This window comes from Massilia sp. UBA6681 (genome assembly GCF_002454935.1).
Lineage (GTDB): Bacteria > Pseudomonadota > Gammaproteobacteria > Burkholderiales > Burkholderiaceae_D > Telluria > Telluria varians.
Genome location: NZ_DKJX01000012.1, coordinates 1 through 19,762, shown reverse-complemented (window position 1 = coordinate 19,762; position 19,762 = coordinate 1). Strand labels below are relative to the sequence as shown.

General features: G+C 67.0%; 13 protein-coding genes. 7 read left to right on the top strand and 6 right to left on the bottom strand.

Annotation, left to right across the window (positions count from 1 at the left end):
• The 4 genes from B2R83_RS01805 to B2R83_RS01790 all read right to left on the bottom strand — a co-directional run.
• Window positions 1-1,656: ABC transporter ATP-binding protein (locus B2R83_RS01805; RefSeq protein WP_292037975.1), on the bottom strand; the 1,656-nt coding region annotated here is incomplete at its 3' end.
• Window positions 1,646-3,397 carry an ABC transporter ATP-binding protein gene (locus tag B2R83_RS01800; RefSeq protein WP_292037974.1) on the bottom strand — a complete coding sequence of 584 codons (1,752 nt, stop codon included), beginning with the start codon at window positions 3,395-3,397 and terminating at the stop codon, window positions 1,646-1,648. The genes B2R83_RS01800 and B2R83_RS01805, both read right to left, overlap by 11 nt.
• 119 nt (window positions 3,398-3,516) lie before the next feature.
• The gene (locus B2R83_RS01795; RefSeq protein ID WP_292037973.1) at window positions 3,517-4,236 is read right to left on the bottom strand and encodes a phasin family protein; all 720 of its coding nucleotides are present in this window, start codon (window positions 4,234-4,236) and stop codon (window positions 3,517-3,519) included.
• Window positions 4,233-4,436 carry a hypothetical protein gene (locus B2R83_RS01790; protein ID WP_292037972.1) on the bottom strand — a complete coding sequence of 68 codons (204 nt, stop codon included), beginning with the start codon at window positions 4,434-4,436 and terminating at the stop codon, window positions 4,233-4,235. The genes B2R83_RS01795 and B2R83_RS01790 overlap by 4 nt, the downstream gene beginning before the upstream one ends.
• On the opposite strand from B2R83_RS01790, the gene B2R83_RS01785 reads away from it, so the two are divergent.
• From B2R83_RS01785 to B2R83_RS01770, 4 genes are all read left to right on the top strand, one after another.
• Window positions 4,435-5,721, top strand: coding sequence for an amidohydrolase family protein (locus tag B2R83_RS01785; protein ID WP_292037971.1), 1,287 nt, complete (start codon window positions 4,435-4,437; stop codon window positions 5,719-5,721). The genes B2R83_RS01790 and B2R83_RS01785 overlap by 2 nt on opposite strands.
• Window positions 5,722-5,813: 92 nt before the next feature.
• On the top strand, window positions 5,814-6,338 hold the full coding sequence (locus tag B2R83_RS01780) for a GNAT family N-acetyltransferase (protein ID WP_292037970.1): 525 nt from the start codon (window positions 5,814-5,816) through the stop codon (window positions 6,336-6,338).
• A complete protein-coding gene (locus tag B2R83_RS01775) occupies window positions 6,335-6,865 on the top strand; it encodes a GNAT family N-acetyltransferase (RefSeq protein ID WP_292037969.1) in 531 nt (176 codons plus the stop codon). Before B2R83_RS01780 ends, B2R83_RS01775 begins: the two co-directional genes overlap by 4 nt.
• Window positions 6,866-6,949: 84 nt before the next feature.
• Window positions 6,950-7,939, top strand: a complete 990-nt coding sequence (locus B2R83_RS01770) for a diacylglycerol/lipid kinase family protein (RefSeq protein WP_292037968.1) — start codon at window positions 6,950-6,952, stop codon at window positions 7,937-7,939.
• Here the strand turns inward: B2R83_RS01770 and B2R83_RS01765 are convergent.
• Window positions 7,936-10,839, bottom strand: a complete 2,904-nt coding sequence (locus B2R83_RS01765; RefSeq protein ID WP_292037967.1) for an esterase — start codon at window positions 10,837-10,839, stop codon at window positions 7,936-7,938. The two genes, B2R83_RS01770 and B2R83_RS01765, sit on opposite strands and share 4 nt — an antisense overlap.
• Window positions 10,836-12,698, bottom strand: coding sequence for a glycoside hydrolase family 13 protein (locus B2R83_RS01760; protein WP_292037966.1), 1,863 nt, complete (start codon window positions 12,696-12,698; stop codon window positions 10,836-10,838). Before B2R83_RS01760 ends, B2R83_RS01765 begins: the two co-directional genes overlap by 4 nt.
• A gap of 556 nt (window positions 12,699-13,254) precedes the next feature.
• Here B2R83_RS01760 and B2R83_RS01755 point away from each other — a divergent pair.
• From B2R83_RS01755 to B2R83_RS01745, 3 genes are all read left to right on the top strand, one after another.
• On the top strand, window positions 13,255-16,158 hold the full coding sequence (locus B2R83_RS01755; RefSeq protein ID WP_292037965.1) for a TonB-dependent receptor: 2,904 nt from the start codon (window positions 13,255-13,257) through the stop codon (window positions 16,156-16,158).
• Between the two features lie 88 nt (window positions 16,159-16,246).
• Window positions 16,247-17,758: a tryptophan halogenase family protein gene (locus B2R83_RS01750; RefSeq protein WP_292037964.1), complete on the top strand. Its 1,512-nt coding sequence runs from the start codon at window positions 16,247-16,249 to the stop codon at window positions 17,756-17,758.
• Between the two features lie 157 nt (window positions 17,759-17,915).
• A complete protein-coding gene (locus B2R83_RS01745) occupies window positions 17,916-19,703 on the top strand; it encodes a DEAD/DEAH box helicase (RefSeq protein WP_292037963.1) in 1,788 nt (595 codons plus the stop codon).
• Window positions 19,704-19,762: the final 59 nt, after the last annotated feature.

Sequence of the window (19,762 nt, the reverse complement as noted above, 5' to 3'; positions counted from 1 at the left end):
GATGGTCGACAGCCGGTGCGCGATCGCGATGATGGTCACCTTGCCGCGCAGTTCCTCCAGCGCTTCCTGCACGATCTGCTCGGTGGCGCTGTCGATGCGCGAGGTCGCCTCGTCCAGCAGCAGGATGCGCGGCTCGCCCGCCAGCGCGCGCGCGATCGCCAGCAGCTGCTTCTGGCCCGAGGACAGGCGCGAGCCGCCTTCGCCCAGCTGGGTCTCGTAGCCCTGCTCCAGCGCCGCGATGAAACCGTGCGCGTGGGCGGCGCGCGCCGCTTGCTCGATGCGCGCGAGCGGCAGGCCGCGTCCCATGTCGATGTTCTCGCGCGCGGTGGCGGCCAGGATGAAGGGGTCCTGCGGCACCAGGCCCACCTCGTTGCGGAAGCGCTCGTTGCCGATCGAGGCCAGCGGCAGGCCGCCGATCTCGATGCTGCCTTCGTCCGCCGTGTAGTAGCGCAGCAGCAGCGAGAGCAGGGTCGACTTGCCGCTGCCGGTATGGCCGACGATGCCGAAGAAGGCGCCCTGCGGGATGTCGAGCGACAGTTCGTGCAGCACGCGCTGGCCTTCCACGTAGGCGAAGTTGACGTCGCGCACCCGCACCGCAGGCGCCTTCGCATCGAACGCCGCCTCGTTGCCGACGCGTCCCTGCGCATGTTCGGTCGCCCCGGCCTCGTCGAGCAGGGTGGAGACGCGCGCGGTGGCGACCACCGCCTGCTGCAGGCCGCTGAACTGCATGGTGATCTGGATCAGCGGCTCGACCACCCGCGCGATGTAGCTGATGAAGGCATACAGCACGCCCACTTCCACCGCGTTCATCTGGCGCTGGCCGAAGCCGTAGATCACGATGGTCAGCAGCACCACGTTGAGCAGGTCGAGGGCCGGGCGCAGCAGGAAGGCGTTGGCCTTCAGTTCGGCCAGGCGCGCCTTGCGGTGCGAGCGGTTGGTGTGCAGGAAGCGCTCGCCGAAGCGCCCTTGGGCATTGCTGGCCTGCAGGACGCTCATGCCGCCGATCGATTCCGCCATCTGGCCGTTGATGTCGCTGCGCAGGGCGCGGGCGCGCGTGACGGCCGGCGCCGACAGGCGCTGGTAGAGCCAGACGATGCCGACCACCGCCGGCACCAGGGCCAGCACCACCAGCATCAGGCGCCAGTCGAGCCAGGCCATGGCGATCATGGTGCCGACCAGCACGATGCTCGAATCGAGCATCACGAACAGCACCTGGATGTACAGGGTCTTGACCGCCTCGGTGTCGTTGGTCACGCGGCTCACCAGCTGGCCGGTGATGGCGCGATCAAAAAAGGCCATCGGCAGGCGCAGCACGTGGCCGTAGACCCATTCGCGCAGGCGCCGCACCGAGCGCATCGCCAGGCCCGACAGGCGGATCAGCTGCAGGTAGCGGATCCAGGACGAGGCCCAGCCGGTAACCACCAGGCCGCCGAGCAGCAGCGACATGCGGGTCCAGTCCAGGTTGCGGGTCAGGAGGTGGTCGTCGATCAGCGCCTTGCCGAGCAGCGGGCCGAGCACTTCGAGGGCGGCGGCGATGACCAGCCAGAACGTGGCCCAGTACAGGTGGCGGCGGTCGGGGGCGGCGGCGCGGCGCAGCAGGCCGGCGGCCTGCGCGGTCTGCGCGCGCATCGGGACCTGGTTGGTATCACTCTGCATCGATGCTGGCCTCCAGTTGTTGATAGCGCCACTGGCTGGCATACCAGCCGTTCAGGAGCAGCAGTTCGTCGTGGGTGCCGGACTCCGTGACGCGGCCTTCGCGCAGCACCACGATGTAGTCGGCCCCGGCGACCGCCGAGAGCCGGTGGCTGGCGATGATGGCGGCGCGTTCGGGCCTGGCCGCGCGCAGCTCGTCCAGGTGTTCCAGGATGCGGGTCTCGGTGCCGGTGTCCACCGCCGACAGGGCGTCGTCGAGCAGCAGCAGCGCACTGTCGGCCAGCAGGGCGCGCGCAATCGCCACGCGCTGGCGCTGTCCGCCGGACAAGGTGATGCCTTTCTCGCCCACCGGCGTATCGTAGCCGTAGGGGAAGCGCAGGATGTCGTCGTGGATCGAGGCCATCTTGGCCGCTTCCTCGATCTCGGCGCGCGAGGCACCGGGGCGGGCCAGCGCGATGTTCTCGGCAATCGTGGCCGAGAACAAGAAGGATTCCTGCGGCACCCAGCTCATCGCCGCACGCAGGGCGTCCAGCCGGTAGTCCTCGAGCGCGTGGCCGGCCCAGGTGACGCTGCCGCGCTGCGGCGTGGCCTGGCGCAGCAGCACCCGCAGCAGGGTCGACTTGCCGGCGCCGGTCGGACCCACCAGGCCGAGGATCTGGCCCGGCTCCACCCGCACCGACACGCCGTCGAGGGCAGGGCGCCCGGCGTCGCCGTAGGCGAAGCCGACACCCTCGAGTACCAAGGGGCCGCGGCCCACCTGTTCGAAGCTGCCGCTGTCTTCGACCGTGAGCGGGGCGTCGAGCAGCGGCTGCAGGCGCGCCAGGCCGGCACGTCCGCGCTCGATCAGCGACAGCACCCAGCCGGCCGCGAACATCGGCCAGATCAGCTGGCCCAGGTACATCGAGAAGCTGGTGAGCGCGCCCACGGTCAGCTCGCCGTTCCAGACCAGGTAGCCGCCCAGGCCCAGGGTCAGGCCGGTGGCCGCGGTCAGGGTCAGGCCGACCGCCGGTTCGTAGGCCGCTTCCCAGCGCTGGGCATTCAGGCTGGCGTCGGCCGCCTTGCCCGCCAGTTCGCTGAACTGGGTGGCGCTGCGCGCTTCCAGGCCGAGGGCGCGCAGGGTGCGCACGCCCGACAGCGATTCCTGCACGTGGTCGTTGAGCGCCGAGAAGCGCTTGAGCGCATCGGCTTCCGCCGTATGCACCTGGCGCGAGATGCGCCAGAACGCGAAGGCCATCAGCGGGAAGGGCAGCAGGGCGACGGCCGCCAGGCGCGCGTCGACCCCGAGCGTCATGATGCCCAGCACCATGACCAGGGTCAGGGTGCCGTCGAAGCCGGCCAGCATCGCCTCGCCGGCCGCCATCTCGATGGCGTCGATGTCGTTGGTGGCGAGCGCCATCAGGTCGCCGGTGCGCTGGCGCTGGTAGAAGCCCGGGCCCTGCGCGGCCAGGCGCGCGTACAGGCGCGTGCGCAGCTCGACGCCGAGGTTGTAGGCGGCCGAATACAGGCGGATGCGCCAGCCGACCCGCAGCACATAGATGGCCACACCCAGGCCGAGCAGCTGGGCCAGCCCGAGCAGCAGCGCGTCCTGGTCCAGGCTCTGCGCCGCCAGGCCGTCGACCAGGGCGCCGACCTTGCGCGGAATCAAAACCGTGCAGATGGCGACGCCGGCCAGCATGAAGGCCGACGAGACATAGGCATGCCAATGACGGCGGACGAAACCGCCGATCAGCCTTGCGAGACTCATGTTGTTCCTTGAGATTGGTGCAGCCCGCGCTATGCAGGCGCATAAAAACGACTAGCGGGCCGAAGCCCGCTAGTGTAGTCGCTTTGCCAATCGGGCGCAGCCGCGTCCGTGCCGCAAGTTTATTTCTTGCGCTTGGACACCGCCGGCGCGGGGACGAGCTTCGGTGCCTCGGCGCCTTCGTCGGTGGCAAGCTCGGCCACTGGCGCTGCGGCAGGGTGGGGGACGGCGGCCGCGCGCGCGGCGCCCTTGCCGACCGCCTTGGCGATGGCTTTCGGTTCGGCGACCGGGACCGGCTCGGCGGCCAGCGCGTCCGTGGCTGCCTCGGGCGCGGCTGCCGGCTCGGCCACCACGACCGGTTCGCTCACGGGAGCGAAGGCCGCCACCGGATGCGCGGCTTCCACGGCAGGGGCAGCTTCTACGGCAGCCTCGACGACGGTTTCGACGGTGGCGGCCGATGCGGACTGGACCTCGGCGACGCCGCGCTCGACCACTTCCACGGTCTCGATGGCCTGTGGCGCCGACAAGCCCTGCGGACGCACGGCATACGGGCGCACGCCGGCGGCGATGCCGAGCAGCTCGCGGCCATACGAGAACAGGCTGCGGAACCCTTCCTCGGCCTGGCCGCCAAGGCTGAGCACGTCACGCGGATCGCGCGAGTTTAGCAGTGCGAAGGAAGCGCCGAGCGAACGCTGGACGGCGTCACGCGAGACCGCCATATTGAGGGCGGCCACGCGGCTGGCGCTCTCGAGCGTCTGGCTGGCGATGGCATTGAAAAAATCGAACTGCGCGTCGAACTGGGCCTTGCGTACTGCGGAAAACTGGTCGCTGATTGAAGTCATGAGATTTCCTTGTCAGTCATTTTATGGCGCACTGCAATATAACTAGTGTAGCCATGAATGGCCGGTGTTGCAAACCACTTATTTTGTTCTTTAGTTATAGAAATCTTGCGCTGCAGCATTATCAGGTCTTGCGGATTTTGCTTGACCGTCCAGTCTTCCAGGAAATCGTTACAATCGGAGGGACAAAAGGAGGAGCGCATGGATCTCGTGATTCGCAACGCCACCCTGCCGGACGGCAGCCACGGCATCGACATCGGCATCAACGGCGAACGCATCGTGGCCGTGGAAAAGCGCCTGGGAGCGCAGGGCGCGCGCGAGATCGACGCTGGCGGCGACCTGGTCAGCCCGCCCTTCGTGGATGCGCACTTCCACATGGATTCGACCCTCAGTTACGGCATGCCGCGGGTGAACCGCAGCGGCACCCTGCTGGAAGGGATCCGCCTGTGGGGAGAGCTGAAACCCCAGCTGGCGCAGGAGGCGATCGTCGAGCGGGCCTTGCGCTATTGCGACTGGGCGGTGGCGCGCGGCCTGCTGGCGATCCGCACCCACGTCGACGTCTGCGACGACCGCCTGCTGGCGGTCGAGGCGCTGCTGGAGGTGAAGAAGCAGGTGGCGCCCTACCTCGACCTGCAGCTGGTCGCCTTCCCCCAGGACGGCCTGCTGCGCAGCCCGGGGGCCTTCGACAACCTGAAACGCGCGATCGCGATGGGCGTCGACGTGGTCGGCGGTATCCCGCACTTCGAGCGCACCATGGCCGACGGAGCGGAATCGATCCGCCTGCTGTGCGAGTTCGCAGCCAGGCAGGACCGGCGCGTGGACATGCACTGCGACGAGACCGACGACCCGATGTCGCGCCACATCGAGACCCTGGCGGCCGAAACCCGGCGCCTCGGCATGCAGGGCCTGGTGGCCGGATCGCACCTGACCTCGATGCACTCGATGGACAACTATTATGTGAGCAAGCTGCTGCCCCTGATCGCGGAAAGCGGCGTCGCGGCGATCGCCAACCCGCTCATCAACATCACCCTGCAGGGACGCCACGACACCTACCCGAAGCGGCGCGGCATGACCCGGGTGCCGGAACTGCTGGCGGCCGGTGTCGACGTCGCCTTCGGCCACGACTGCGTGCTCGACCCCTGGTACGGCATGGGTTCCGGCGACATGCTGGAAGTGGCGCACATGGGGCTGCACGTGGCGCAGATGACCGGGGTGGAGGCGATGCACCAGTGCTTCCTGGCGGTGACCGAGACCCCGGCGCGCATCCTCGGCCTGGAGGGCTACGGGCTGGCGCCGGGCTGCTGGGCCGACCTGGTGCTGCTGGACGCCGGCTCCACGATCGAAGCGATCCGCCTGCGCGCGGCGCGCAAGCTGGTGCTGCGGCGCGGCGCAGTGGTGGCCGAGGCGCCATCGGCCCGGGTGAGCCTGCACCTGCCCGGACGGCCCGCCGCCACCGATTTCCGGATGCTGCCACAGGCTGCCAAATGATCGCTCAAAAAGCTGCGCACGATTCGTGTAATCGATGACAATTTGCGGCTAGAATAGGTCGCTTTCGAGTTCGGTACCTGTTCCCGACAGCCGTGAAAGACATCCAGATCCGCCCCGCCGGCGAGCACGATTTCGATGCGATGTGGAGCATCTTCTGCTCTCACGTCGCGGCCGGCGAAACCTATCCCTTTACCACCGCTACCTCGCGCGAGGACGGCCATGCCTACTGGCTCGGCCCCGAGGTGACGGCTTTTGTCGCGACCAGCGGCGCGCGCGTGCTCGGCATGTACCGCCTGGTGCCGAACCAGGTCGGGCGCGGCCACCACGTGGCCAATGCGTCCTACATGGTCAGTCCCTCGGCGCAGGGGGCCGGCGTCGGTCGCATGCTCGGCGAGCATAGCCTGCTTGAAGCGCGCCGCCTGGGCTACCTCGCCATGCAGTTCAACTACGTCGTGAGCACCAATACCGCCGCCATCCGGCTGTGGAAGAAGCTCGGTTTCTCGATCGTCGGCACCCTGCCCAAGGCCTACCGCCACAAGCGCCTCGGCTACGTGGACGCCTACGTCATGTACCAGCTGCTGCAGGACCCGGACCACTGGCCGACGGTGGACGCGTGACCCGCCATCCTCTGGAGGTCCTGCGCACCGAACGCCTGCGCCTGCGCCTGGCGGAGCCGGGCGATGCCGCCGTGTTCCTGGAACTGTTCAACGACCCCGTCTTCATCGAGCATATCGGCGACCGCGGCGTGCGCACCCTCGAGGCCGCGGCGAAGTCGATCGAGGACGGGCCGGTGGCGATGCAGCGCGCGCGCGGCCATTCCATGTACATGGTCGAGCTGCTCGCGCAGGGCGCGGCCGTGCCGGTCGGCCTGTCCGGCCTGATCAAGCGCGACGCGCTGGAAGACGTCGACCTCGGCTACGCCTTCCTGCCGCGCCACCGCGGCCAGGGCTATGCCTTCGAAGCCGCCCGGGCCGTGGTCGCGCACGCACGCGCGCTCGGCATCCCGCGGCTGGTGGCCATCACCACACCCGGCAATGCGGCCTCGATCGCGCTGCTGCTCAGGCTGGGAATGTGCTTCCAGGGAACGCGGGTCGTGGTGGCGGGTGAGCCTGAACTGAACCTGTACGGCATGGATCTTCCGTAGGCGCGCTAGCGCACCTTGTGCGGCAGGGCGGTGGTGGTAGGATTGCCTGCACATCCGTCCACCAACCGATCAAGCGAAGCACCGATGCCGATCACCGAGCCACGTCCCGATGCGCCGTTTTTCATCGTCCTCAACGCCGGATCCGGTCATTCCGAGACCGACCTGCGGCGCTCGACCATCGAAAGCGTGCTGGCTTCCGCCGGACGCAGCTGCACCCTGGAACTGGTCGACGATCCGGCCGAACTGACGGCCAAGGCGCACAGCATGGCGGCGCGCGCCACGGCCGAAGGCGGCATCCTGGTGGCGGCAGGCGGCGACGGCACTATCAACACGGTGGCGCATCAGGCCGTGCTGGCGGGCTGCCCCTTCGGCGTCTTGCCTCAAGGAACATTCAACTATTTCGGCCGCACCCATGGCATTCCGGAAGACCTGGCCGAAGCCGTGTACGCGCTGCTGCGCGCGAAGCTGCAGCCGGTGCAGGTGGGCCTGCTCAACAACAAGATTTTCCTCGTCAACGCCAGCGTCGGCCTGTACCCGAAACTGCTCGAGGAGCGCGAGCACGACAAGCGCCAGTACGGGCGCAGCCGCGTCGTCGCCTTCTTCTCGGCCATCAAGATCGCGCTGCGTCCGCACCGCCACCTGCGCATCACGCTCGAGCTCGACGGCAAGGAACGGCGCCTCCGTACCACGACCTTGTTCGTAGGGAACAATCGCCTGCAGCTGGAGCAGGTCGGGATGCGCGATGGCCTGATCGAGGCAGTGGAGGACGGGCAACTGGTCGGCATCGCCCCCAGGCCCATGGGCAAGCTGGGCCTGCTGCGCCTGCTGGTGCGCGGCATGCTGGGGCGCCTGGGCGACGACGACGAAGTCGAAGCCTTCGCCTTCAAGCGCCTGCTGGTGCGCACGCCCTCGGTCTACGGCCGCAAGCGCATGAAGGTCGCGGCCGACGGCGAGGTGGAGACGATGGCGATGCCGCTCGAGTTCCGCGTGCTGGAAGGGCGGCTGCTCCTGATGACGCAGGGACCGTCGCGCAAGGAAGCGCGGCCGGCCCCCGGCGAGGCCGAAGCCGCCTAGTTCACGCGTAACAGGCGGACCCCATAGATATCGAAGCGGTTCGACGGTCCCGTGAGGCCACCCGCCGCGCTGAAGCTGCTGTTGCTGTCGAGATAGCTCATATTGTAGAAGTCGCTCATCTCGACGCGGTAGCTGCCGCGCCCCAGGCGCGCAGCCAGCGGCGTCGAATACACCGTCGGCGTATCCGCCTTCGCCAGCGGCGCATGCGGCAGCTGCACCACGCCCTGCGCCACGATCCGGCCGCGTCCGTCCTTCACGGCCAGCCACTTCACGCCGCCGCTGATCCCCAGGTTCACCTGGTTGGCGGCATTGTGGTAACGCACTTGTACCTGGTAGTTGCCGGCGGCCGGAATGGCGATGCGTTCGACGGCGAAGCGGTCGCCGGGCTGGCCCCAGGCTTCCAGGCGGGGAGCCGGGAAGCGCGCGTTCGGCGCAGCGAGTTTAAGGTTGGAGACGGTGCGCGGATCGGTGACGGCGACCTCGATGCCCGCGTCGACGCAGCGCGGGGCGCTGTGGTGGCTGCGGTTGCCGCTGGCGGTGGAGCGTGCCTCCACCGCATAGCAGCCGAAGGCGCTCGCGGATCGATCCAGCCAGCTGCCCGCGGGCAGGCCCTCGGCCACGCGCTTGCCGTCGCGGTACACGCTGTAGCTCACGCCCTGTTCCCCCGGGGGGACCGCGATCTGCAGCGTCACGCCCTTGGCGTCGCGCTTCAATGCCGTGATCGCCGGCTCGCGCGGACCGAAGGTGGCGCCGCCGTCGGCGTACGGATCGTCCTTCACGCGGCGGATGTCCTGCCGTCCGGGCGTCAGCCGGCCGAGCACGATCTCGACCTGGTTCCGGTCCTGGAGCCGCGCAAGGGGAATCCGGTCGCCGCTTGCCTGGCCATTCACCAGGACCTGTTCGACCAGGTAGTAGCCGTCTTCGCGGCTTGCCGCCGGCAGCCGCAGGCGTACGTCGACGCGCTTGCCGTGCAGGCGCAGATCGTGCAGGGCGATCTCGTTCGATGCCGCGAACATCTCGCGGCGCAGCTTGGCGGTGACGAAGGGGCGCAAGGCCAAGGCATCGTCCTGGAGCGATACCCCGAACACTTCGCCCACCACCATGCCCAGATAGGCTCCCACGGACCACAGCTGGCGCCTTGAGTTGATCACCGGCCCGATCAGGTTCGGCTTGCGTTCGTCGAGCAGCAGCGGCTGGCCGGACAGCCACTCGAGGTTCTCCATGTTCGACATGTTGAGCGCCGCGCCGCGCATCAGCGAGTCGTAGGCCGCATCGGCCACCGCCACGTTCTTCGCGTGGGTGGCCGCCCGCAGCCCATAGCCCGTGACGAAAGGCCACAGCGCCCGGTTGTGATAGACCGGCATGCCCGGCTGCTGCGGCCAGATGACCGGCGCGCCCATCGGTCCGTGCGGGTAGCGCGCCAGGATCGAGCGCGCGCGCTCCTCGCTGGCGACGCCGCTGATGATGGCGAGCGACTGGCCGAGCCAATCGAACTTGTGCATCGGCGCACCGTCGAGGTGGCCGGCCGTCAGGCTGCTGTACATGCCGGCATCGTCCAGCCAGAGCTGCGTGTTGATGGCGCGGATCAGCGCCTCGGCCCACTTCGCGTAGCGCTCCGCCCTGGGCTGGTCGCCTTGCTCGCGCGCCAGGGTCGATGCCAGCTTCAGGGCCTGATAATGGCCGACGTTGGTCGACAGCGACTTCGAGGTCGACATGAAGGCCAGCTCGTTCGGGACCCACGCGGCGTAGCTCTGGTCGCGCCAGTCGAGGAAGGACTGTTCGCCCAGGTACAGGCCGGTCTTCGCGTCGAACGCGGCGATGCGGTCGTTCTCGATCGTGTTGGAGAGCGCCTGCAGCGCGCGCCGCGCGAACGGGGCGCGCTCGGCGGCGGGCAGGGCGCGCAGGGTTTCCTCGGCCGCGAAGGCCCAGGTGACGCGGTCGGTGCTGACCGGCCAGCTGCCGCCGCTGCCGGTGTCCTGCACGATCTGCAGGCCGTCCTCAGTTGCGTAACCCTTGCCGGCAACCTGCGGCGCGATCGGCACGCCCTTGCGCCAGCCGGACAGCTTGAATTCGAGCGAGTTGCGCACCCGCTGAGGGTCCAGCAGGGCCAGGCCCAGGTCGGCCGCATACGACAGGTCGCGCGTCCACACGTAGTGCCACTTCTCGCCGGTCGCGAAGCACTCGCAGGCAATGGCGGCGCCGCCGTTGTAGTTGCCGTCGCGGATCTGGCTGACCGCGTCCAGGCGCATCTCGGAACCGGCCAGCGCGAACAGGGCATCGAAGGCCAGGTTGCCGGTGCGGATGCGCGGCAGGCCGGGCTGCTCCGCGTATTCGCTGTGCTGCGGCCCCGGGTCGCGCAGGCTCAGAGTGGTGGAGTGGGCATAGCGCCGCAGCTCGGCGCCCGGGTCGGGCGAGGAAAAGCGCGCAGTTTCCTGCTTGCCGTCCCAGGTCGGGAAGTCGAGCGTCGCGACAGCCTCGCGACCGGCGTGCGGATCCGGTGCGCTGGCCGCCTGCGGCGTCTCCAGGCGCAGCACGCGCAAGCTCGGCGCGGCCGGGTTGGAGGTGTCGACCGTGAAGCGATAGGTGCCGGTCTGGCGCACGAACAAATAGTCTTCCGGACCGGCCTGGGTGTCCAGCCGGTAGGGTGTGCCCGGCGCCACCGTCACGCTCTGGTTGGCGTCAAGCACCCACTCGTCGCTCCAGTCGCGGCTGCCCACCTTGAAGGCATGGTTGCCGGGACTGACCAGGATGTCGGCTTCGTAGACGCCCTGGCCCTTGTGGGCGAGGGCGTTGTCGGTACCCCAGCCGTTGAAGGCGCCGCGGATATACAGTTCCTTGTCCTGTGCGCTCGCGCCCAGGCAGGCCAGGAGGGCGGCGGTGGCCAGCAGGCTGCGCTTCATCGTGCCGCCTCCAGTTCGAGGATCAGGCTTGCCTTCGCCGGCAGGCGCAGCTCCTTGCCCAGTTCGAAACGCTTGCCGCTCAGGACGTCGACGCCGCCCGCCACGCCGGCCAGCATCTCGCGGAAGCGGTAGGTGTCGAGCACCATCTCCTTCGGGTTGTTGTTGAAGGCGACCAGGACTTTCTTATCGCCGTCGTAGCGGAAGTAGACATAGGTATTGTCACGCGGACCGTAGTGCATCAGCTTGCCGTGGTGGATGACGGACTGGCCCTTGCGCCAATTGGCCAGCTTGCGCACCAGCTCCTGGGCAGCGCGCTGCTGCGCGGTGAGGCCCTTGCCGGTGAAGGCATCGATCCGGTCGCCGGCCCAGCCGCCTGGGAAGTCGCGCCGGTAGCTGGCGTCGTCGCGTTCCCTGGTGGCGCTGGTCATCAGGATCTCGTCGCCCGTGTAGAGCTGCGGGATGCGCGGCATCGTCATCAGGAACACCATCATCATCCGGTAGCGGTCGAAGTCTTCGCCCACCACGCTCCAGATGCGCGAGACGTCGTGGTTCGCCTCGAACAGCACCAGGTTGCCCGGTTCCGGGTACAGGTAGTCGAGCGAAAGCGTTTCATAGACGTCGGTGAAGACGTTGCCGCCCTTGTTGTCGCTGAGTGCCGTGCGCATGGCTTCGGCCAGCGGGAAGTCCATCAGGCTCGGGGTGGAGGCCGAATAGCCGTCGAAGTTGTCCTTGCCGCGCTGCCAGCGCGCCACCACCGGTACCAGCTTGCTCCATTCTTCGCCGACCAAGTTCAACTTGGGGTACTCCGCCATCAGGCGCCGCGTGTATTCGCTCAGGAAGGCGCCGTCCGAATAGCCGAAGGTGTCGATCCGCAGCCCCGAGAGGCCTGCGTACTCGATCCACCAGATGTTGTTCTGGATGAGGTAGTTCGCCACCAGCGGGTTCGACTGGTTCAGGTCGGGCATGCTTTCGACGAACCAGCCGCGCGTGAAGTTGTCGGCGTCTTCCTTCGAGGCGTACGGGTCCTGCACGGCGACGCGGTGGTGCTGGGTCGGGACGAACTTGCCGCCGTAGTTGACCCAGTCCGGGGTCGGCAGGTCCTTCATCCACCAGTGCGAGCTGCCGATGTGCGACAGCACCACGTCCTGGATCAGGCCGATGCCGCGCTTCTTCGCCTCGTTCGACAGGCGGCGGAAGTCCTCGTTGCTGCCATAGCGCGGATCGATGCGGTAATGGTCGGTGGCGGCGTAGCCATGGTAGGAGTAGGCCGGCATGTCGTTCTCGACCAGCGGCGTCGGCCACAGCTGGGTGAAGCCCATCCCCTGGATATAGTCGAGGCGGTCGATGATGCCCTGGATGTCGCCGCCATGGCGCCCCGAGCCGTTCGCGCGGTTCGCCTTCTCCAGCGTGTTCGGGGTACTGTCGTTGCCCGGCTTGCCGTTGGCGAAGCGGTCCGGCATCACCTGGTAGATCGTGTCGCGGCTAGTGAAGCCCTGGCGCTGCGCCGAGCCGGGCTCGCGCGCCAGCAGCTGGTAGGCATAGGCGGCCTGGCGGCCCGCGCCCTTGAACACGATGTCGAACTTGCCCGGCCGCGCGTCCTGGCCGATCTCGAGGTCGATGAACAGGTAGTTCCTGCTCGGTACCCGGGTCACCGAGGCGATGCGCACGCCCGGATAGGCGAGGGAAGGCTCCAGGTCGGCGATGCGCTCGCCATGCACCATCAGCTGCAATCCCTTGTGCTGCATGCCGGCCCACCAGAACGGCGGCTCCATGTGGGAGATCGCGGGGGACTGGGCCTGGGCGGCGAAGGGGCTCAGGGCGGCGCTGCCGACCAGCAAAGTAGCGAAGAAAAGTTTCATGGGTGTCTTGGGCTTCTCTACGCCACCTGTATGCAGCTTGAATACACCTTGCGTAGTCAGACTACAGTTTGCCGCTGAATCAGGAGGAAAGAGTGTTGCCGCGCTTGGTTGTGTTGCGGCGAGAATACTATGAAGCGACTACGTGGTACAAATACATTGCCTGTTCAGAATCTAGTCAAAGTACAGATTCGCTTATGCGAAAAATTTTTCCTTGGGGAATTTTCTTGGTCCTCTACCACCCTGCAGCCTGCAGGTACGCACCGACATGGTGCATCTTTCACACCGGATGCCGCCTAAAAGTGCATTTGTAGTCCGACTACAGCAGCTTATATGCACTCTTGTAGCCCAAATACAACGAAAAAGACGTGCTGTGCTGCCGATTTTCTGAAAAACATGCCATTATCGTAGTAACAAGCAACTCCCGTTGACAGTGCATCTAGTTTTAATACAGAATCCTTGGCAGAACGTCCAAAAACGTTTGCTTGAGGCTGGCGTGCAGCTGCCTGTCGCGCTGTAGTTTCGGGAAAAAATTATTGTGTCTTTATTGAGGGGACAAATGAATATCTTCGCAACCAAGCGCGCTGGTGAGCCGGCCCGCCTTGCATTCCAGCTGAGCCCGGTTGCCGCCGGCTGCGCAGTCTTCCTGTCCGTCTTCGCGGGCAGCGCCTACGCGCAATCGACCGCGCAGGACAACACCACCACGACCACCAGCGCCACCTCGAGCGTTGCCACCCAGCCGAATTCGGCCGAGCAGGCAGCCACCGCCGCCGAGCCGACGCCTGCCGGCGCCACCGCGAACGTCCAGCCGGGCGTCGCCACCGTGCAGGTGACCGGTATCCGCCGCGGTATCGAAGCGGCGATTTCGATCAAGAAGAATTCCACCTCGATCGTCGAAGCCGTTTCGGCCGAAGACATCGGCAAGCTGCCGGACCAGAGCGTCGCCGAATCGATCGCGCGCCTGCCGGGCGTGTCGGCCCAGCGCGGCCGCAGCTCGGGCAAGGCATCGGACATCTCGGTGCGCGGCCTGTCGCCGAGCTTCAACGGCACCCTGCTGAACGGCCGCGAAATGGCCTCGACCGGCAATGCCCGTTCGCCTGAGTTCGACCTGTTCCCGGCCGAACTGATGGGTTCCATCGTCATCTACAAGACCCCGGACGCCAGCGTCGTCGGCCAGGGCCTGGCTTCGACCATCGACCTGCGCACCGTGCAGCCGCTGGACTTCGGCAAGCGCACCGTCGCCGTCAGCTACAAGAAGAGCCGCCTCGGCGTGAAACAGCGCGACGGCCTGCCGGAAGGCGACGGCAAGCGCGCGACCCTGTCGTACATCGACCAGTTCGCGAACCGCACCATCGGCGTGGCAGTGGGCTTCACCCGCTACGAGGAAATGGGCGGCGGCCAGTCGAAGTTCAACTCCTGGGGCACCGCCGACATGACCTACAACGGCGCCACCGTCAAGGTCCCGAACGGCTTCGGCTACGACACCGAGCAGAACATGCACAACCGCGACGGCGCCTTCGCCTCGCTGCAGTACCGTCCGAACAAGAACTTCAAGTCGACCGTCGACGTGTTCTACTCGGCAGGCGAGACCGGCCTGAAGAAGACCGGTTTCGAAGCCGGCGTGGCCGGCAATGCCGGCGGCGCCTACGAGCTGCCGCACGTGCTGAGCCAGGCTACCGTGGCCAATGGCGTCGCCACCAGCGGCACCATCACCAACTGGAAGGGCGTGGTGCGTAACCACTACGAAGGCGCGGAAGACGACCTGAAGACCATCGGCTGGAACAACGAGCTGAAACTCGGCGAGTGGACCACGATGGCCGACCTGACCTGGTCGAAGGCCACCAAACTGGGTTCGCGCTACGAGACCACCGCCGGCACCCTGCCGGGCCAGCAGGATTCGCTGCGCTACACCGGCTTCAACGGCGCCAACGTCACCGAAGTGAAGTACACCCCGGGCCTGAACTACGCCGACCGTGGCGCGGTCAAGCTGACCGACACCATGGGCTGGTCGGGCGGCGCGGCCTCGCCGCAGGCCGGCTACCTCGGCCAGCCGTACGTCGAGGACGAAGTCAAGGCGCTGCGCCTGTCCGCCAAGAAGGCGGTCGAGTGGGGTCCTGTGGTCGGCACCACCTACGGCTTCAACCTCACCATGCGCGACAAGGAGCGTACCGGCCAGGACGGCCGCCTGATGATCATCGGCGGCAACCCGAACGGCGCCGCCGACGTGCCGGGCAGCGCAGTGGCGCAAGCCGGCGCCTCGGGCTTCAACGTGGTGTCGTGGGATCCGCGCGGTTCGCTGGGCACGGTCTACGAACTGGCACCGAAGGTCGACGCCGACATCCTGAACAAGTGGTGGGACGTCAAGGAACGCATCTGGACCGGCTACGCCATGGGCGACCTGGAAGGTGAGCTGTTCGGCCTGCCGTACCGCGGTAACGCCGGCATCCAGGCGATCTACTCGGACCAGACCGGTGGCGGCTACCAGGTCGACAGCGGCCGTTGCAAGGGCAATACCCCGACGTCCTGCCCGGGCATGCGCGTCACCGACAGCTCCACCTACTGGGACTTCCTGCCTAGCCTGAACCTGTCCTTCGACCTCGCGAGCGACCAGAAGGTCCGCGTCGGCCTGGCCAAGGTCGTTTCGCGCGCCAACCTGGACGACCTGCGCGCCGGCCAGAACGTCACGCTCAGCAACCAGCAGGGCGTGTCGGTCCTGACCAGCAGCGGCGGCAACCCGCAGCTCAAGCCGTTCCGCGCCAAGGCCTTCGACCTGTCGTACGAAAAGTACTTCGGCAACAAGGGTTATGTCAGCGCTGCCGTCTTCTACAAGAAGCTCGACACCTACATCTTCCGCATGGCGCGCGACTACGACTTCGCGCAGACCATTTCGCCTGAAACCACCCTGCCGCCGGGCGGCGGGACCATCGGCCGCTTCACCCAGCCGATGAACGGCGATGGCGGCAACCTGTACGGTTACGAGCTGGCGATCAACCTGCCGTTCTCGATGGCGAGCCAGTACCTGGACGGCTTCGGCGTGATGCTGAACCACTCGGATACCAAGAGCAGCATCGACCTGCCGCGCGAAGGCTTCGCCAACGTGACGGGCAGCGCGATCAGCATCCCGCTGCCGGGCCTGTCGCGCAAGGTCAGCAACCTGCGCCTGTACTACGAGAAGAACGGCTTCCAGATCGCTGCCGCGGCGCGCAAGCGTTCGAGCTTCCTGGGCCAGGTGTCGGACTACCAGGACAATGCGCAGCTGACCTTCATCAAGGGCGAGACCGTGGTCGACCTGCAGGCGTCGTATGAAATCCAGAGCGGCTGGCTGAAGGGCGTGAGCCTGTTCGCCCAGGCGCAGAACTGGAACAACGCACCGTTCCTGGAGTTCACCGACGACGAGAACAACCCGACCAACCGCGTCGACTACGGCCGTACCTACCACTTCGGCGCCAGCTACAAGTTCTAAGCTGAGCTGAACTGAGGTAAAGTAACGACCCCTGCCGGGCATCCGCCCGCCAGGGGTCGTTGTTCGTCAGACCCACCGGGCATTGCATATGAGTACAGAACCAATCAAGGACATCGTCATCGTCGGCGGCGGCACCGCCGGCTGGATGACCGCGGCCGCGCTGTCCACCGTCCTCAACGGCCGCTACAACATCCGCCTCGTCGAATCGGACGAGATCGGCATTGTCGGCGTCGGCGAAGCGACCATCCCGATGATCCAGCGCTTCAACCGCGTGCTCGGCATCGACGAGAACGAATTCATGCGCGAGACCCAGGGCAGCTTCAAGCTCGGGATCGAGTTCGTCAACTGGGGCAAGCTCGGCGACCGCTACATGCACGGCTTCGGACGCCTCGGCCAGGACCTGGCCACGCTGCCCTTCGACCAGTACTGGAACAAGATGCGCCGCGCGGGCAAGGCCGCGCCGCTCGAGGAATACTCGATCACGCGGATGGCGTCGAAAGCCAACAAGTTCATGCCGCCGCGCTTCGACGTCCCGAATTCGCCGCTGCGCGACATCGGCTACGCCTACCACTTCGACGCCAGCCTGTACGCGAAATTCCTGCGCAAGCTGGCGGAGTCGCGCGGCGTGGTGCGCATCGAAGGCAAGATCACGCGCGCGACGCTGCGCGAGCCGGACGGCCACGTCGACGCGGTCGAGCTGGAAAACGGCACCCGCGTGGAGGGCGAGCTGTTCATCGACTGCTCGGGCTTCCGCGGCCTGCTGATCGAACAGACCCTGCAGACCGGCTACGAGGACTGGACCCACTGGCTGCCCGCCGACCGCGCGCTGGCCGTGCCCTGCGAATCGGCGCCCGTCATCACGCCGTATACCCGTTCGACCGCGCACAAGTCGGGCTGGCAGTGGCGCATCCCGCTGCAGCACCGCACCGGCAACGGCCACGTGTACTGCAGCCGCTTCATCAGCGACGACGAGGCCGCGGCTACCTTGCTGGCCAACCTGGACGGCCGCGCGCTGGCCGAGCCGCGCCTGATCCGGTTCCAGACCGGCATGCGCAAGCTGGCGTGGAACCGCAACGTGGTGGCCCTGGGCCTGGCCAGCGGCTTCCTCGAGCCCCTGGAGTCGACCAGCATCCACCTGATCCAGTCCGGCATCCAGCGCCTGCTCGACTTCTTCCCGGACCGCGGCTGGAGCGCGATCGACCGCGACGAATACAACCGCCAGTCGCGCTTCGACTACGAGCGCATTCGCGACTTCATCATCCTGCACTACCACCTGAACCAGCGCACCGATTCGGCATACTGGAAGGAGTGCGCGAACATGGCGATTCCGGACACGCTGCGCCACAAGATGGCCATGTACCGCTCGCACGGCCGCGTGGTCCGGGTCGACAACGAGCTGTTCTCGGAAGTCGGCTGGATCCAGGTCTTCGAAGGGCAGAACATGCCGATCGACGGCTACCACCCGCTGGCCGACGCGCAGTCGGACCAGGACATTGCCGAGTACCTGGAGAGCGTGCGCGAAGTGATCGCCAAGTGCGTCGACGTCATGCCCTCGCATAACGACTACATTGCCAGGATGTGCGCGGCCAGGAAAATGTAGCGCTTACCCTGTATCATTCGCGGCCCCATGCGTGAAGGCGCATGGGGCCGCCGTTTTTTTCCACTTGGTAAAAAAACACCCCCGTTCCAAATAGTGCCCGCCCTCGCTGCGCGAGAGAGTAAACTGCGGCTTCAGTATCAACTTTGAAAGTTTTGCCATGTCTGACACCCCCCTCCCGAACTTTGCCGACCTCGACCTCTCCGCGCCCGTATTGAAGGCGCTGAAGGACGTCGGCTACGAAACGCCATCGCCGATCCAGGCCGCGACCATTCCGCTGCTGCTGGCCAACCGTGACGTGCTCGGGCAGGCCCAGACCGGTACCGGCAAGACCGCCGCTTTCGCACTCCCGATCCTGTCGCGCATCGACATCAAGCAGGCCACGCCCCAGGCGCTGGTGCTGGCGCCGACGCGCGAACTGGCGATCCAGGTGGCCGAAGCCTTCCAGAGCTACGCCGCCCACATCAAGGGCTTCCACGTGCTGCCGATCTACGGCGGCCAGAGCTACGGCCCGCAGCTGTCGGCCCTGCGCCGCGGCGTGCACGTGGTCGTGGCCACCCCGGGCCGCGTGATCGACCACATCGAAAAGGGTTCGCTCGACCTGTCCCAGCTGAAAACGCTGGTGCTGGACGAAGCGGACGAGATGCTGCGCATGGGCTTCATCGACGACGTCGAGCACATCCTGCAGCAGACCCCGCCGGAGCGCCAGACCACGCTGTTCTCGGCCACCATGCCGCCGGCGATCAAGCGCATCGCCAAGACCTACCTGCGCGATCCGCAGGAAATCACGGTCGCCGCCAAGACCGGCACCAACGCCAACATCACCCAGCGCTACTGGCTGGTGGCGGGCATGCAGAAGCTCGACGCGCTGACCCGCATCCTGGAAGCGGAACCCTTCGACGGCATGATCGTGTTCGCGCGCACCAAGCTCGGCACCGAAGAGCTCGCGACCAAGCTGCAGGCACGCGGCTTCGCCGCCGTCGCCATCAACGGCGACATGGCCCAGCAGGCGCGCGAACGCACCATCGAGCAGCTCAAGAACGGCAAGATCGACATCCTGGTGGCGACCGACGTCGCCGCCCGCGGCCTCGACGTCGAGCGCATCAGCCACGTGGTCAACTACGACGTACCCTCGGACCCGGAGAGCTATACCCACCGCATCGGCCGTACCGGCCGCGCCGGCCGCAGCGGCGAGGCGATCCTGTTCATCACGCCGCGCGAGCGCGGCCTGCTGAAGGCGATCGAGCGCGCCACGCGCCAGCCGGTGGCGCCGCTGCAGCTGCCGACCGTGAAGGCGGTCAACGACGTGCGCATCGCGAAATTCAAGGAGCAGATCGCCAGCACGCTGGCCGAAGGCGGGCTGGAAGTGTTCCGTTCGCTGATCGAAGAGTACGAGCGCGAACAGAACGTGCCGGCGGTGGACATCGCTGCCGCCCTGGCCAAGCTGGCGCGCGGCGACCAGCCGCTGCTGCTGGAAAAACCGGACCGCGAGGCGCGTCCGGAGCGCGCCGACTTCGTGCCGCGCGAGCAAGTTGCGTGGGAAGACCGTCCTGGACAGGCACGTCCGGCGCGTCCCGTGCGTGAACCGCGCGAACCGGCATTCAAGAAGGAGCGCGTGGTGCGCGAAGCGGAACCGGGCATGGCGACCTTCCGCATCGAGGTCGGCCACCAGCACGGCGTCAAGCCGGGCAACATCGTCGGCGCCATCGCCAACGAGGCCGACATGCCGGCCAAGTACATGGGCCGCATCGAGATCTACGACGACTACAGCACCATCGACCTGCCGGACGACATGACGCAGGAACTGATCGACCACCTCAAGACCGTGTGGGTGGCCGGCCAGCAGCTGAACATGACGCGCGACGGGCTGGAAGCGCCGATCGCCGCGGCGCCGAAGAAGAAGTTCTTCAAGAAGGACGCGGGCAAGAAGCCGCATCGTAAAGGCTGACGCGCTCTAGATTTTCGTAGCGTGGGCGGGTTTCCCGCCCACGCGGTGATAGTTACCGC